25 protein-coding genes are annotated in these 13,048 nt (G+C 45.0%); all 25 read right to left on the bottom strand.

The window, feature by feature from the left end; all coding sequences use genetic code 11:
* Nucleotides 1-35 precede the first annotated feature (35 nt).
* Nucleotides 36-1,358 (bottom strand): preprotein translocase subunit SecY, encoded by a 1,323-nt coding sequence (secY, locus tag AACQ49_RS03370; RefSeq protein ID WP_004246943.1) that lies wholly within the window; start codon nucleotides 1,356-1,358, stop codon nucleotides 36-38.
* Nucleotides 1,359-1,365: 7 nt separating this feature from the next.
* Nucleotides 1,366-1,800, bottom strand: coding sequence for a 50S ribosomal protein L15 (gene rplO / locus AACQ49_RS03365; protein ID WP_004246944.1), 435 nt, complete (start codon nucleotides 1,798-1,800; stop codon nucleotides 1,366-1,368).
* 3 nt (nucleotides 1,801-1,803) lie between these two features.
* Complete coding sequence (gene rpmD / locus AACQ49_RS03360; protein WP_012368690.1) at nucleotides 1,804-1,983, bottom strand: 50S ribosomal protein L30; 180 nt, start codon at nucleotides 1,981-1,983, stop codon at nucleotides 1,804-1,806.
* Nucleotides 1,984-1,988: 5 nt separating this feature from the next.
* Nucleotides 1,989-2,489 (bottom strand): 30S ribosomal protein S5, encoded by a 501-nt coding sequence (gene rpsE, locus AACQ49_RS03355; protein ID WP_004246946.1) that lies wholly within the window; start codon nucleotides 2,487-2,489, stop codon nucleotides 1,989-1,991.
* 14 nt (nucleotides 2,490-2,503) lie between these two features.
* Nucleotides 2,504-2,857: a 50S ribosomal protein L18 gene (gene rplR, locus AACQ49_RS03350; RefSeq protein ID WP_004246947.1), complete on the bottom strand. Its 354-nt coding sequence runs from the start codon at nucleotides 2,855-2,857 to the stop codon at nucleotides 2,504-2,506.
* Nucleotides 2,858-2,866: 9 nt separating this feature from the next.
* Complete coding sequence (rplF, locus tag AACQ49_RS03345; RefSeq protein ID WP_004246948.1) at nucleotides 2,867-3,400, bottom strand: 50S ribosomal protein L6; 534 nt, start codon at nucleotides 3,398-3,400, stop codon at nucleotides 2,867-2,869.
* 14 nt (nucleotides 3,401-3,414) lie between these two features.
* Complete coding sequence (gene rpsH / locus AACQ49_RS03340; protein WP_004246950.1) at nucleotides 3,415-3,807, bottom strand: 30S ribosomal protein S8; 393 nt, start codon at nucleotides 3,805-3,807, stop codon at nucleotides 3,415-3,417.
* Nucleotides 3,808-3,839: 32 nt separating this feature from the next.
* Nucleotides 3,840-4,145, bottom strand: coding sequence for a 30S ribosomal protein S14 (gene rpsN, locus AACQ49_RS03335; protein WP_004246951.1), 306 nt, complete (start codon nucleotides 4,143-4,145; stop codon nucleotides 3,840-3,842).
* A 12-nt stretch (nucleotides 4,146-4,157) separates the two neighbouring features.
* On the bottom strand, nucleotides 4,158-4,697 hold the full coding sequence (rplE, locus tag AACQ49_RS03330; protein ID WP_004246952.1) for a 50S ribosomal protein L5: 540 nt from the start codon (nucleotides 4,695-4,697) through the stop codon (nucleotides 4,158-4,160).
* A gap of 13 nt (nucleotides 4,698-4,710) precedes the next feature.
* Entirely contained in the window at nucleotides 4,711-5,025 is a 315-nt protein-coding gene (gene rplX, locus AACQ49_RS03325; RefSeq protein WP_004246953.1) for a 50S ribosomal protein L24, read from the bottom strand.
* A 10-nt stretch (nucleotides 5,026-5,035) separates the two neighbouring features.
* Nucleotides 5,036-5,407: a 50S ribosomal protein L14 gene (gene rplN, locus AACQ49_RS03320; RefSeq protein WP_004246955.1), complete on the bottom strand. Its 372-nt coding sequence runs from the start codon at nucleotides 5,405-5,407 to the stop codon at nucleotides 5,036-5,038.
* A 176-nt stretch (nucleotides 5,408-5,583) separates the two neighbouring features.
* Nucleotides 5,584-5,838 carry a 30S ribosomal protein S17 gene (gene rpsQ, locus AACQ49_RS03315; RefSeq protein WP_004246956.1) on the bottom strand — a complete coding sequence of 85 codons (255 nt, stop codon included), beginning with the start codon at nucleotides 5,836-5,838 and terminating at the stop codon, nucleotides 5,584-5,586.
* On the bottom strand, nucleotides 5,838-6,029 hold the full coding sequence (gene rpmC, locus AACQ49_RS03310) for a 50S ribosomal protein L29 (RefSeq protein ID WP_004238624.1): 192 nt from the start codon (nucleotides 6,027-6,029) through the stop codon (nucleotides 5,838-5,840). The genes rpsQ and rpmC overlap by 1 nt, the downstream gene beginning before the upstream one ends.
* The gene (gene rplP / locus AACQ49_RS03305; RefSeq protein ID WP_004246957.1) at nucleotides 6,029-6,439 is read right to left on the bottom strand and encodes a 50S ribosomal protein L16; all 411 of its coding nucleotides are present in this window, start codon (nucleotides 6,437-6,439) and stop codon (nucleotides 6,029-6,031) included. Before rplP ends, rpmC begins: the two co-directional genes overlap by 1 nt.
* A 12-nt stretch (nucleotides 6,440-6,451) precedes the next feature.
* Nucleotides 6,452-7,153 carry a 30S ribosomal protein S3 gene (gene rpsC, locus AACQ49_RS03300; RefSeq protein WP_004246958.1) on the bottom strand — a complete coding sequence of 234 codons (702 nt, stop codon included), beginning with the start codon at nucleotides 7,151-7,153 and terminating at the stop codon, nucleotides 6,452-6,454.
* A 17-nt stretch (nucleotides 7,154-7,170) separates the two neighbouring features.
* Nucleotides 7,171-7,503, bottom strand: a complete 333-nt coding sequence (gene rplV, locus AACQ49_RS03295) for a 50S ribosomal protein L22 (protein WP_004246959.1) — start codon at nucleotides 7,501-7,503, stop codon at nucleotides 7,171-7,173.
* A gap of 14 nt (nucleotides 7,504-7,517) precedes the next feature.
* A complete protein-coding gene (gene rpsS, locus AACQ49_RS03290; protein WP_004246960.1) occupies nucleotides 7,518-7,796 on the bottom strand; it encodes a 30S ribosomal protein S19 in 279 nt (92 codons plus the stop codon).
* Between the two features lie 14 nt (nucleotides 7,797-7,810).
* On the bottom strand, nucleotides 7,811-8,635 hold the full coding sequence (gene rplB, locus AACQ49_RS03285) for a 50S ribosomal protein L2 (protein ID WP_004246961.1): 825 nt from the start codon (nucleotides 8,633-8,635) through the stop codon (nucleotides 7,811-7,813).
* A 19-nt stretch (nucleotides 8,636-8,654) separates the two neighbouring features.
* Nucleotides 8,655-8,957: a 50S ribosomal protein L23 gene (gene rplW, locus AACQ49_RS03280; protein WP_004246962.1), complete on the bottom strand. Its 303-nt coding sequence runs from the start codon at nucleotides 8,955-8,957 to the stop codon at nucleotides 8,655-8,657.
* On the bottom strand, nucleotides 8,954-9,559 hold the full coding sequence (gene rplD / locus AACQ49_RS03275; RefSeq protein ID WP_004246964.1) for a 50S ribosomal protein L4: 606 nt from the start codon (nucleotides 9,557-9,559) through the stop codon (nucleotides 8,954-8,956). Before rplD ends, rplW begins: the two co-directional genes overlap by 4 nt.
* 16 nt (nucleotides 9,560-9,575) lie before the next feature.
* Nucleotides 9,576-10,205, bottom strand: a complete 630-nt coding sequence (rplC, locus tag AACQ49_RS03270) for a 50S ribosomal protein L3 (protein ID WP_004246966.1) — start codon at nucleotides 10,203-10,205, stop codon at nucleotides 9,576-9,578.
* A 32-nt stretch (nucleotides 10,206-10,237) separates the two neighbouring features.
* A complete protein-coding gene (gene rpsJ / locus AACQ49_RS03265; protein WP_001181005.1) occupies nucleotides 10,238-10,549 on the bottom strand; it encodes a 30S ribosomal protein S10 in 312 nt (103 codons plus the stop codon).
* 364 nt (nucleotides 10,550-10,913) lie between these two features.
* Nucleotides 10,914-11,387, bottom strand: a complete 474-nt coding sequence (gene bfr / locus AACQ49_RS03260; RefSeq protein ID WP_004246967.1) for a bacterioferritin — start codon at nucleotides 11,385-11,387, stop codon at nucleotides 10,914-10,916.
* Nucleotides 11,388-11,464: 77 nt separating this feature from the next.
* Complete coding sequence (gene bfd, locus AACQ49_RS03255; protein ID WP_004246968.1) at nucleotides 11,465-11,662, bottom strand: bacterioferritin-associated ferredoxin; 198 nt, start codon at nucleotides 11,660-11,662, stop codon at nucleotides 11,465-11,467.
* A gap of 202 nt (nucleotides 11,663-11,864) precedes the next feature.
* Nucleotides 11,865-13,048, bottom strand: a 1,184-nt coding sequence (tuf, locus tag AACQ49_RS03250; protein WP_017627866.1) for an elongation factor Tu, incomplete at its 5' end; no start/stop codon positions are given.

Here is a 13,048-nt window from a genome sequence, read left to right as displayed (position 1 = left end):
CCGTAACTTCTAAAACAAACCCATCTTATCGGTAATTAGCCTTTAAGGTTTGCTTTTTTCAATGCAGACTCATACTGACTTGACATCAGGAGAGTTTGCACTTGAGCCATAAAATCCATGATGACCACAACCACGATTAAGAGGGAAGTACCACCAAAATAGAAAGGTACTTTCATTGCGTCACGCATGAACTCCGGGATGAGACAGATAAAGGTAATGTACAGGGCACCGATTAAGGTTAAACGTGTCATCACTTTATCTATATATTTAGCCGTCTGCTCTCCCGGGCGAATTCCTGGTACAAATGCACCGGACTTCTTCAGGTTATCTGCCGTTTCTCTTGGGTTGAAAACCAACGCCGTATAGAAGAAACAGAAGAAGATGATTGCAGCAGCGTATAGTAACACATAAATAGGTTGACCAGGCTGTAAATTTAAAGAAATTGTCGTCAGCCAACCCCATCCTGTACCATCGCCAAACCAAGAGGTTATTGTACCAGGAAACAGAATAATACTTGAAGCAAAAATTGCCGGTATTACACCCGCCATATTTACCTTAAGTGGTAGATGTGTACTTTGTGCCGCGTATATTCTACGCCCTTGTTGACGTTTTGCATAGTTAACAACGATACGACGTTGTCCTCTTTCTACAAAAACAACAAAGAAAGTTACCGCGAACACCAATACTGCAACCAACAATAACAGGAGGAAGTGCAGTTCGCCTTGCCGCGCCTGCTCGATGGTTTGACCAATGGCAGGTGGAAGACCTGCAACGATACCTGCAAAGATAATGATTGAGATACCGTTACCAATACCACGTTCAGTGATTTGCTCACCTAACCACATCAGGAACATTGTCCCTGTGACTAAGCTCACAACAGCCGTAATATAGAATGGTAAGCCTGGATTAATAACCAGACCTTGCATTCCTGGCATATTCGGTAAGCCTGTTGCGATACCAATAGATTGGAATATCGCCAGCACCAAAGTACCATAACGGGTATATTGGCTGATCTTACGACGACCGGCCTCCCCTTCCTTCTTAATCTCCGCTAACCGAGGGTTAACCACTGATAATAGTTGGATAATAATCGATGCCGAAATATAAGGCATGATACCCAGCGCAAAGATAGAAGCACGGCTAAGAGCACCACCAGAGAACATGTTAAACATTTCAATGATGGTGCCTTTTTGCTGATCGAGCAATTTGGCAAGCACAGTGGCATCAATACCAGGGATAGGAATAAAAGAGCCAATCCTAAAGACAATTAGTGCACCAAGAACAAACAGTAATCTGCGTTTTAGTTCACCTATACCACCTTTAGCACTCTGAAAATCTAACCCTGGTTGTTTAGCCATCTGTCACTTATTCCTCAATTTTACCGCCAGCTGATTCGATTGCTGCACGGGCACCTTTGGTAACACGCAGACCACGAATAGTCACTGCACGGTTAACCTCGCCAGACAGAATTAATTTTGCAAATTCAATCTGTGGGCCAACAACGTTTGCGGCTTTCAGTGCATTCAGATCGATTACATCGCCTTCAACATAAGCCAAATCAGACAGACGGATTTCCGCAGTCACGAATGATTTACGTGAAGTAAAACCAAATTTTGGTAAACGACGGTATAAAGGCATCTGACCACCTTCAAAACCACGACGTACGCCACCGCCAGAACGAGATTTCTGACCTTTGTGACCACGGCCGCCAGTTTTACCCAGGCCAGAACCGATACCACGACCTACACGTTTAGGCGCATGCTTGGCACCTTCAGCCGGAGACAGAGTATTTAAACGCATCTCTTACTCCTCAACTTTAACCATATAGGAAACCAAGTTGATCATACCGCGAACTGCTGGTGTATCTTCGCGTTCTACAGTGTGACCGATGCGACGCAGACCTAAACCAGCCATAGTTGCCTTATGTTTAGGCAGACGGCCGATTAAACTGCGTGTTTGAGTAATTTTAATAGTCTTAGCCATGGTCATTACCCCAGAATTTCTTCAACGGATTTACCACGCTTAGCTGCGACCATTTCTGGAGACTTCATGCTATCTAAAGCGTCCAGTGTTGCACGAACGACGTTAATCGGATTCGTGGAACCATAGGTTTTAGCCAGTACGTTACGAACGCCAGCCACTTCTAGAACTGCACGCATTGCACCACCTGCGATGATACCAGTACCTTCATGAGCAGGCTGCATAAATACGCGAGAACCTGTATGAGTACCTTTAATAGGGTGGAACAGAGTACCGTTGTTTAAAGCGACGGTTTTCATATTGCGACGGGCTTTTTCCATCGCTTTCTGGATTGCTGCCGGAACTTCGCGAGCTTTGCCATATCCAAAACCAACGCGGCCATTACCATCACCAACTACTGTAAGAGCGGTGAAGCTAAAGATACGACCACCTTTAACGGTTTTCGATACGCGGTTTACCGCGATCAGCTTTTCCTGCAGTTCGCCAGCTTGTTTCTCGATGTGAGCCATCTTACACTCCTACCTTAGAACTGAAGGCCAGCTTCACGGGCAGCATCTGCCAGTGCCTGGACTCGACCATGATATTGGAAACCGGAACGGTCAAATGATACTGATTTGATACCTTTTTCCAGAGCGCGTTCAGCAACAATTTTACCAACTACTGCTGCTGCTTCTTTGTTTCCAGTGTTTTTCAGTTGCTCAATGATAGCTTTTTCTGTAGTAGAAGCGGCCACCAAAGTTTCAGAACCGTTTGGTGCAATAACCTGCGCATAAATATGGCGAGGGGTACGATGTACCACCAGGCGAGTCGCACCCAGTTCCTGGAGCTTACGGCGTGCGCGGGTCGCACGACGGATACGAGCTGCTTTCTTATCCATAGTGTTACCTTACTTCTTCTTAGCCTCTTTGATACGCACAACTTCGTCGGCGTAACGAATACCTTTACCTTTATAAGGTTCAGGGCGACGGTAAGCACGCAGTTCAGCTGCTACTTGACCAATCACTTGCTTATCCGCACCTTTCAGTAGGATTTCAGTTTGTGTTGGACATTCAGCAGTGATGCCTGCTGGCAGTTGGTGTTCCACTGGATGTGAATAACCTACTGATAAGTTAACTGTGTTGCCCTTAACAGACGCACGATAACCTACACCTACCAGTTGCAGTTTCTTAGTGAAGCCTTCGGTAACACCTACAACCATTGCATTTAGCAGTGAACGAGTAGTACCCGCTTGTGCCCATGCATCAGCATAACCATCGCGTGGTGCGAAAGTTAGTTGGTTGTCAGCATGTTGAATTTCAACTGCATTATGGATAGTACGAGTAAGCTCGCCGTTTTTACCCTTAATCGTAATTACCTGACCGTTGAGTTTAACCTCTACGCCGGCAGGAATGACGACGGGTGCTTTTGCCACACGAGACATTCTTTCCTCCCGAATTAAGCTACGTAGCAGATAATCTCGCCACCAAGACCTGCTTGGCGAGCTGCACGATCAGTCATAACACCTTTTGAGGTAGAAACAACAGCGATGCCCAGTCCTGCCATAACTTGTGGCAGCTCATCTTTTCTTTTATAGATGCGCAGACTTGGACGGCTTACGCGCTGAATGCTTTCTACTACAGCCTTACCTTGGAAATATTTTAAAGTGATTTCCAGTTCTGGCTTAGTGTCGCCTTCAATTTTAAAATCTTCGATATAACCTTCTTCCTTAAGCACGTTGGCAATCGCCACTTTCAGCTTGGAGGAAGGCATTGTGACCGCAACTTTATTCGCGGCCTGACCGTTACGGATACGGGTCAGCATATCCGCGATGGGATCTTGCATGCTCATCTGTCTTTACTCCCGTGATTCAATTAGGGTGATTACCAGCTAGCCTTTCTAAGGCCCGGGATTTCACCGCGCATAGCGGCTTCACGGACTTTAATACGGCTTAGGCCAAATTTCCGCAGGAAACCGTGCGGACGTCCAGTTTGACGGCAGCGGTTACGCTGACGTGAAGGACTTGAATCACGTGGCAGTGTTTGCAGTTTCAGAACAGCATTCCAACGATCTTCATCAGATACGTTTACATCTGAAACGATAGCTTTCAGTTCTGCGCGTTTTGCGAAGAATTTCTCAGCTAAATTCGCACGTTTTACATCACGTGCTTTCATAGATTTCTTAGCCATGAATGCCCTGCCTTACTTGCGGAACGGGAAGTTAAACGCTGCTAACAATGCGCGACCTTCATCATCAGATTTCGCAGTCGTAGTAATGGTAATATCCAAACCACGAACACGATCCACTTTATCGTAATCGATTTCAGGGAAGATGATTTGTTCACGCACGCCCATGCTGTAGTTACCACGTCCATCGAATGATTTAGCGGACAAACCACGGAAGTCACGGATACGTGGTACAGCAATAGAGATCAGACGTTCAAAGAACTCCCACATGCGTTCGCCACGCAGGGTCACTTTACAGCCGATCGGATAGCCCTGGCGGATTTTGAAGCCTGCAACAGATTTGCGTGCTTTGGTGATCAGAGGTTTTTGACCTGAGATTGCTGCTAAATCAGCCGCTGCATTATCCAGCAGTTTTTTATCAGCAATTGCTTCACCAACACCCATGTTCAGGGTGATCTTCTCGACCCGAGGGACTTGCATGACAGAATGGTAACCAAACTGAGACATCAGTTTTTGGACTACCTCGTCTTTGTAGTAATCATGCAGTTTCGCCATCGTATACTCCAAATTACTTGATAGTTTCTTTATTAGATTTGAAGAAACGAACTTTTTTGCCGTCTTCGAATCTAAAACCTACACGGTCAGCCTTGCCGGTTGCCGCATTGAAGATTGCAACGTTAGAAACTTGAATTGCAGCTTCTTTTTCAACGATGCCACCTGGTTGGTTCAGAGCCGGTACTGGCTTCTGATGTTTTTTAACCAGATTGATACCTTCAACGATAACTTTACCAGAAGAAAGAACCTGTTTTACTTTACCGCGCTTACCTTTATCTTTACCAGTTAGCACGATAACTTCGTCTTCACGACGGATTTTCGCTGCCATTGCCTGCTCCTTAGAGTACTTCAGGTGCCAGAGAGATTATTTTCATAAACTTCTCGTTACGAAGTTCACGAGTAACCGGCCCAAAAATACGCGTACCAATAACTTGCTCGCTGTTGTTGTTTAACAATACACAAGCGTTGCTATCGAAGCGAATGACAGAACCGTCAGGGCGACGAACACCCTTCTTGGTGCGCACCACTACCGCTTTCAGTACATCACCTTTCTTAACTTTACCACGTGGAATTGCTTCTTTAATGGTAATTTTGATGATGTCACCTACATCTGCGTAGCGACGGTGCGAGCCACCTAGAACCTTGATACACATTACGCGACGTGCACCGGAGTTGTCGGCCACGTTCAGCATAGTCTGTTCTTGGATCATTTTAGTGCTCCGCTAAATGTCAACTACTACTGAGCCACTTCCACATTAGAAGAGGCCGTTCAATATCCCATAATACGAGGGAGCGGCATTATAACACCACATTCTCGATATGGACAGAAAAAATAAACGGCTCGTTCAGTTTTGAGCCGTTTATTTCGTACGAAAAGGCTATTTTATTACAGAACAGCTTTTTCTACAACGCGAACTAACGCCCAAGACTTAGTCTTAGAGATAGGACGTGTTTGACGAATTTCTACTACGTCACCCATGCCACATTCGTTGTTCTCGTCATGTACATGCAGTTTAGTCGTACGACGGATGAATTTACCATATAATGGATGTTTCACCATACGATCGATAGCAACAACAACAGATTTTTCCATTTTGTCACTTACCACACGACCTTGCAGAGTACGGATTTTATCGGTCATTACGCACCCGCCTTCTCAGTCAGTAAAGTCTTAACGCGTGCGATATTACGACGCACTTGTTTCAACAGATGAGACTGTTGTAACTGACCACTTGCTGCCTGCATACGCAGATTGAACTGCTCACGCAGTAAGTTCAGCAATTCAGTGTTCAGCTCTTCAACGCTCTTTTCGCGCAGCTCTTTTGCTTTCATTACATCACCGTCTTAGTTACAAAGGTGGTTTTGATAGGCAGTTTTGCTGCCGCTAGCTGAAATGCTTCACGGGCCACTTCTTCAGGCACACCATCCATTTCATATAGGACTTTACCTGGCTGGATCAAGGCAACCCAATACTCTACGTTACCTTTACCTTTACCCATACGGACTTCGAGCGGCTTTTCAGTGATTGGTTTGTCTGGGAACACACGGATCCAGATTTTACCCTGACGCTTAACTGCACGGGTCATTGCACGACGTGCCGCTTCGATCTGACGTGCAGTCAGACGACCACGGCCCACAGCTTTAAGACCGTAAGTCCCGAAGCTTACATCCGTACCTATAGCTAAGCCACGGTTGCGGCCTTTATGCACTTTACGGAATTTTGTACGCTTAGGTTGTAACATCAGCGACTCTCCTTACTTGCGGCCTTTACGCTGCTGCTTTTTAGGTTGAGCGGCTGGTTTTTCCGCCTGTTCAACCGCAGCCATACCACCCAGGATCTCACCTTTGAAGATCCATACCTTAACGCCGAGCACACCATAAGTAGTATGTGCTTCTGAGGTATTGTAGTCGATATCTGCACGCAGAGTGTGCAGAGGTACACGACCTTCACGATACCATTCAGTACGAGCGATTTCAGCGCCGCCTAAACGACCACTTACTTCCACTTTAATACCTTTAGCGCCTAAACGCATTGCGTTCTGTACCGCACGCTTCATAGCACGACGGAACATAACACGACGTTCCAGCTGTGAAGTGATGCTGTCAGCAACTAATTTTGCGTCCAGTTCAGGTTTACGTACTTCGGCGATATTAATTTGCGCAGGAACGCCAGCGATATCCGCTACGTTTTTACGCAGTTTTTCTACATCTTCACCTTTTTTACCGATAACGATACCTGGGCGAGCAGTGTGAATAGTCACACGGATGCTTTTCGCAGGACGTTCGATAACGATACGAGATACAGATGCTTTTGCCAGTTCTTTAGTTAAGTACTGGCGCACTTTAAAATCGCTGTCTAGGTTGTCAGCGAATTCATTGGTACCCGCATACCATGTGGAATTCCAAGGCTTGACAATGCCAAGGCGGATACCATTAGGATGTACTTTTTGACCCATTGCTAGTCTCCAGAGTCTCAGCGATCGGACACAACCACAGTGATGTGGCTGGTGCGCTTCAGAATACGATCTGCACGGCCTTTTGCACGAGGCATAATGCGCTTCATAGAAGGACCTTCGTCAACAAAGATCTTAGCTACTTTCAGATCATCAATGTCAGCGCCATCGTTGTGTTCTGCATTAGCAATAGCAGACTCGAGTACTTTCTTCACTAAACCAGCAGCTTTCTTGTTGGTATAGGTCAGAGTTTCCAGAGCTTGCGACACTTTCTTACCGCGAATCAGGTCTGCCACCAGGCGAACCTTCTGAGCAGAAGAACGAGCGTGGCGATGTATAGCGATAGTTTCCATCTCTTCCTCCTACCTTATTTCTTCTTAGCCTTTTTATCGGCTGCATGACCGCGATAAGTACGGGTCGGCGCGAATTCACCCAGTTTGTGACCAACCATTTCGTCGGAAACGTAAACTGGAACATGCTGACGACCATTATGGACAGCGATGGTCAAACCGATCATGTTAGGAAAGATCGTTGAACGACGGGACCAAGTCTTAACAGGCTTTTTGTCACCGCTTTCCACCGCTTTCTCTACCTTCTTCAGCAAGTGCAGGTCAATAAATGGACCTTTCTTGAGAGAACGTGGCATGGCTTATCCTCTAATTATTTCTTAGTACGACGATGAACGATAAAGTGTTCAGTGCGTTTGTTTTTACGAGTCTTCTTACCTTTGGTTTGAACGCCCCAAGGTGTTACTGGGTGTTTACCAAAGTTACGACCTTCACCACCACCGTGTGGGTGGTCTACTGGGTTCATCGCAGTACCGCGAACGGTAGGACGAATACCACGCCAGCGACTTGCACCAGCTTTACCCAGAACGCGTAACATGTGCTCAGAGTTACCTACTTCACCGATAGTTGCACGGCAATCAGAAGGGATCTTACGCATTTCACCAGAACGCAGACGAATAGTGACATAAGCACCATCACGCGCAACGATTTGAACGTAAGTACCAGCTGAACGAGCTAACTGACCACCTTTACCTGGTTTCATTTCTACGTTATGAACGGTAGAACCAACCGGGATATTACGCATTGGTAAGGTGTTACCCGTTTTGATAGCAGCATCAACGCCAGATTGAACTTTATCACCCGCTTTCAGGCCTTTTGGAGCCAGGATGTAGCGGCGTTCACCATCAGCATACAGCACTAAAGCGATGTTAGCTGAACGGTTTGGATCATATTCCAGACGTTCTACTGTCGCAGGGATACCATCTTTGTTGCGTTTAAAGTCAACAATACGGTAAGCCTGTTTGTGACCACCACCGATATGACGGGTAGTGATACGACCATTGTTGTTACGACCACCGGATTTGCTGTTCTTTTCCAGCAATGGCGCATAAGGTTTCCCTTTATGCAGCTCTGGGTTTACCACTTTAACTACGTGGCGACGGCCCGGAGACGTAGGTTTACATTTAACAATTGCCATTGTTCTTTACTCCTCCGACTTACTCAGCGCCGCCGACGAAGTCCAGATTCTGGCCTTCCTTCAGGGTGACGTAAGCTTTTTTCCAGTCGCTACGACGACCAATACGCTGACCGTGACGTTTCACTTTGCCTTTCATCAGCAGAGTGTTAACACTTTCAACTTCGACTTCAAACAGTTTTTGTACAGCTGCTTTAATCTCTGCTTTGGTCGCGTCTTTAGCAACTTTGAGAACGATGGTGTTTGATTTTTCCATCGCGATAGAAGCTTTTTCAGATACATGCGGCGCGCGCAGTACTTTCAGCAGACGTTCTTCACGGATCATGCCAGCATCTCCTCAACTTGCTTCACAGCGTCAGCAGTCATGACGACTTTGTCGAAGGCGATTAAGCTAACTGGATCGATTGTTGCTGCATCACGAACGTCTACTTTGTATAAGTTACGTGCTGCTAAATACAGATTCTCATCAACTTCTGCTGTGACAATCAGTACATCTTCCAGAGCCATATCTTTCAGTTTCTGTGCTAAAAGCTTAGTTTTAGGCGCTTCAACAGAGAACTTCTCTACGACGATCAGACGATCTTGACGTACCAGTTCTGACAGAATGCTCTTCAGAGCACCGCGGTACATCTTTTTGTTTACTTTTTGACTGTGGTCCTGTGGTTTAGCTGCGAAGCTAACACCACCAGAGCGCCAAATTGGGCTCTTGATTGAACCTGAACGTGCACGACCTGTACCTTTCTGGCGCCATGGCTTTTTGCCTGAACCAGAAACTTCAGCACGAGTTTTCTGAGCACGAGTACCTTGACGAGCACCAGCAGCGTATGCAACGACTACTTGATGCACAAGCGCTTCGTTAAAGTCACGCCCGAAGGTAGTTTCGGAAACAGTCAGCGCGCCTTGCGCGTCTTTCATTACCAATTCCATTCCTATCTCCTCGACGTTACGCCTTGACAGCTGGTTTAACGATCAGGTCACTGCCAGTTGCACCTGGGACAGCACCTTTGACCAGCAGCAGGTTGCGCTCAGCGTCAACACGTACTACTTCCAGGCTCTGAACGGTAACTTGTTCGTTACCCAGTTGACCTGCCATTTTCTTGCCTTTAAATACACGACCCGGAGTCTGGTTCTGACCGATAGAACCCGGAACGCGGTGAGACAAGGAGTTACCGTGGGTAGCATCTTGAGTACGGAAGTTCCAGCGCTTTACAGTACCAGCAAAACCTTTACCTTTAGATGTTCCAGTAACGTCGACTTTTTTAACGTCAGCGAAAATTTCTACACTAATGCTTTGACCTACAGTGTATTCTTCGCCTTCGTTCAGACGGAATTCACGCAGTAAGCGGCCAGCTTCAACGCCAGCTTTAGCAAAATGACCTGCTTCAGGTTTCAGTACACGGTTCGCTTTTTTGCTACCTGTAGTCACCTGAATTGCACGATAACCGTCTTTCTCTAGATCTTTGACCTGAGTAACACGGTTGTTTTCAATTTCGATAACGGTTACAGGGATTGAAACGCCATCTTCAGTGAAGATACGAGTCATTCCTACTTTTTTACCGACTAAACCAATCATTGTTTCAACCTCTCAATCGCTTGATGACCTGATTAACCTAGGCTGATCTGCACGTCTACGCCGGCAGCCAGATCCAGACGCATCAGAGCATCAACGGTTTTCTCGGTTGGCTCAACGATGTCAACCAGACGTTTGTGAGTGCGAATTTCATACTGATCACGCGCATCTTTATTAACGTGCGGAGAAATCAACACTGTGAAACGCTCTTTGCGAGTCGGCAGTGGGATTGGACCACGAACTTGCGCACCTGTGCGCTTAGCAGTCTCTACGATTTCCGCAGTTGATTGATCAATCAGACGATGATCAAAAGCTTTCAGGCGGATACGGATTCTTTGGTTCTGCATGAGACCAGAGCTCCAACTATTTTTTATAAACGTAAATGATTACTACTCGTACCCATTTCGATTGATGAGAGAGTGTAATCGTTCTGCATATAACTCCCCAATCGGGAGTATTATATTAATGCAATAAAAAAATCTGCATTAGCTGATAAATCAGCCCCACTAAATCAGTGAGCCTGCGCATTATACTTGCCTGAGAGATGAAATCAAGCCAAGAATAAAAAAACAGCGATAAAAATTATCTAGTCACAGCAAATTGAACTTAAAAAATAAAAAGCAAAGGCAACAATAGCGTTACCTTTGCTTTTATAAATTCGATAGATAGCAATAAAGAAAGATTAATACTTTTTTTTGCTAAAAGATGAGATCACTCTTCAATCATTTGCGCTTGAAGATAGTTTTGTAGCCCGATACGCTCAATAAGCTCCAGTTGGGTTTCAATCCAATCGATATGCCCTTCTTCATCCGTTAAGATTTCTAGCATCAGATCTCTGCTCACATAATCATGAATTGAATCAGCATAAGCGATAGCTTCACGTAAGTCTTTTGCTCCCCCTAATTCGAGTTCAAGATCTGAACGCAACATCTCTTCAACATCTTCACCGATATTGAGTTTTCCTAAATCTTGTAAGTTAGGGATACCTTCTAAAAATAAAATACGCTCAATATATTTATCAGCATGCTTCATTTCATCAATAGACTCATGGTATTCCATCGCATTAAGGCGAGTAAATCCCCAATTTTTAAACATACGGGCATGCAAGAAATACTGATTAATTGCAACAAGTTCACCACCTAATAATTTATTAAGGTGGGCTATCATTTTTTTATCACCTTTCATTTTTATGCTCCTTTGCTTCCAGTCTTTTTAGTGTAGACCTTTTATACAAAGTAGAGAGAAAGGAATATTAAAAACTGTTATGCAACTTCAGAAATTTGAGGATAAAGGAGGTGTTGTTCATCATCTATAAGTTGACGAGCTTGACGTATACATTTACCACAACAACTGCCTACAGGTAGGATTTGACGCAATTGATTGATTGTTCGAATTTGATGTTTATGAACAGTAGAGATAATTTTTTTATCACTCACACCATGACACAGACAGACATACATAATAACGACCTCATTAACTACCTATCAAGATAGTAAATGATAATCATTGTTATTTCAATTTCTATTTATCGTACAGATCTATCTAATTGTGCTGATGATAATAAAAAATGAATAATGGCAATAAGCTAGTTATCGTTAATAGAGGCATAAACTAAAAAAGGGCATCATCAGATGCCCTTTTCAAAAATAATAAAGCTAGGAATTAACCTAATACTTTAGCAACAACACCCGCACCTACTGTACGGCCACCTTCACGGATTGCGAAGCGTAAACCTTCGTCCATTGCGATTGGGTGGATCAGTTCAACGATCATGTTCACGTTGTCGCCTGGCATTACCATTTCTACGCCTTCTGGTAATTCGATAGTACCAGTTACGTCAGTTGTACGGAAGTAGAACTGTGGACGGTAGCCTTTGAAGAATGGAGTGTGACGACCACCTTCATCTTTGCTCAGAATATAAACTTCTGATTCAAATTTGTTGTGTGGGTTGATTGAACCTGGTTTCGCCAGTACTTGTCCACGTTCGATTTCTTCACGTTTTGTACCACGCAGCAGAACACCTACGTTCTCACCTGCACGACCTTCGTCAAGTAATTTACGGAACATTTCAACGCCAGTACAAGTTGTTTTTGCGGTTTCTTTGATACCAACAATCTCAACTTCATCACCTACTTTGATGATACCACGCTCTACACGACCAGTAACTACTGTACCACGACCTGAGATTGAGAATACATCTTCGATTGGTAACAGGAATGGTTTGTCAATTGCACGCTCTGGCTCTGGGATATAAGAATCCAGTGCTTCTGCTAATTCAACAATTTTTGCTTCCCACTCTGCTTCGCCTTCCAGTGCTTTCAGCGCTGAACCACGGATTACTGGAGTGTCATCACCTGGGAAATCGTATTGAGACAGAAGTTCACGAACTTCCATTTCAACTAATTCTAACAGCTCTTCATCATCTACCATGTCACATTTGTTCAGGAATACGATGATGTAAGGAACACCAACCTGACGACCTAACAGGATGTGCTCACGAGTTTGTGGCATTGGACCATCAGTTGCTGCTACTACCAGAATAGCTCCGTCCATTTGCGCAGCACCAGTGATCATGTTTTTAACATAGTCGGCGTGACCTGGGCAGTCTACGTGTGCGTAGTGGCGAGTTGGAGTATCGTATTCTACGTGTGAAGTAGAGATGGTGATACCACGCGCTTTTTCTTCTGGCGCATTATCGATTTGGTCGAATGCACGAGCAGCACCACCGTAAGTTTTAGCTAAAACTGTAGTGATTGCAGCAGTCAGAGTTGTTTTACCGTGGTCAACGTGGCCGATAGTACCAACGTTAACGTGCGGTTTTGAACGTTCAAATTTTTCTTTAGACA

The organism is Proteus sp. G2675 (genome assembly GCF_963886535.1).
GTDB classification, from domain to species: domain Bacteria; phylum Pseudomonadota; class Gammaproteobacteria; order Enterobacterales; family Enterobacteriaceae; genus Proteus; species Proteus mirabilis.
This window is presented reverse-complemented; position numbering and strand designations above follow the sequence as displayed.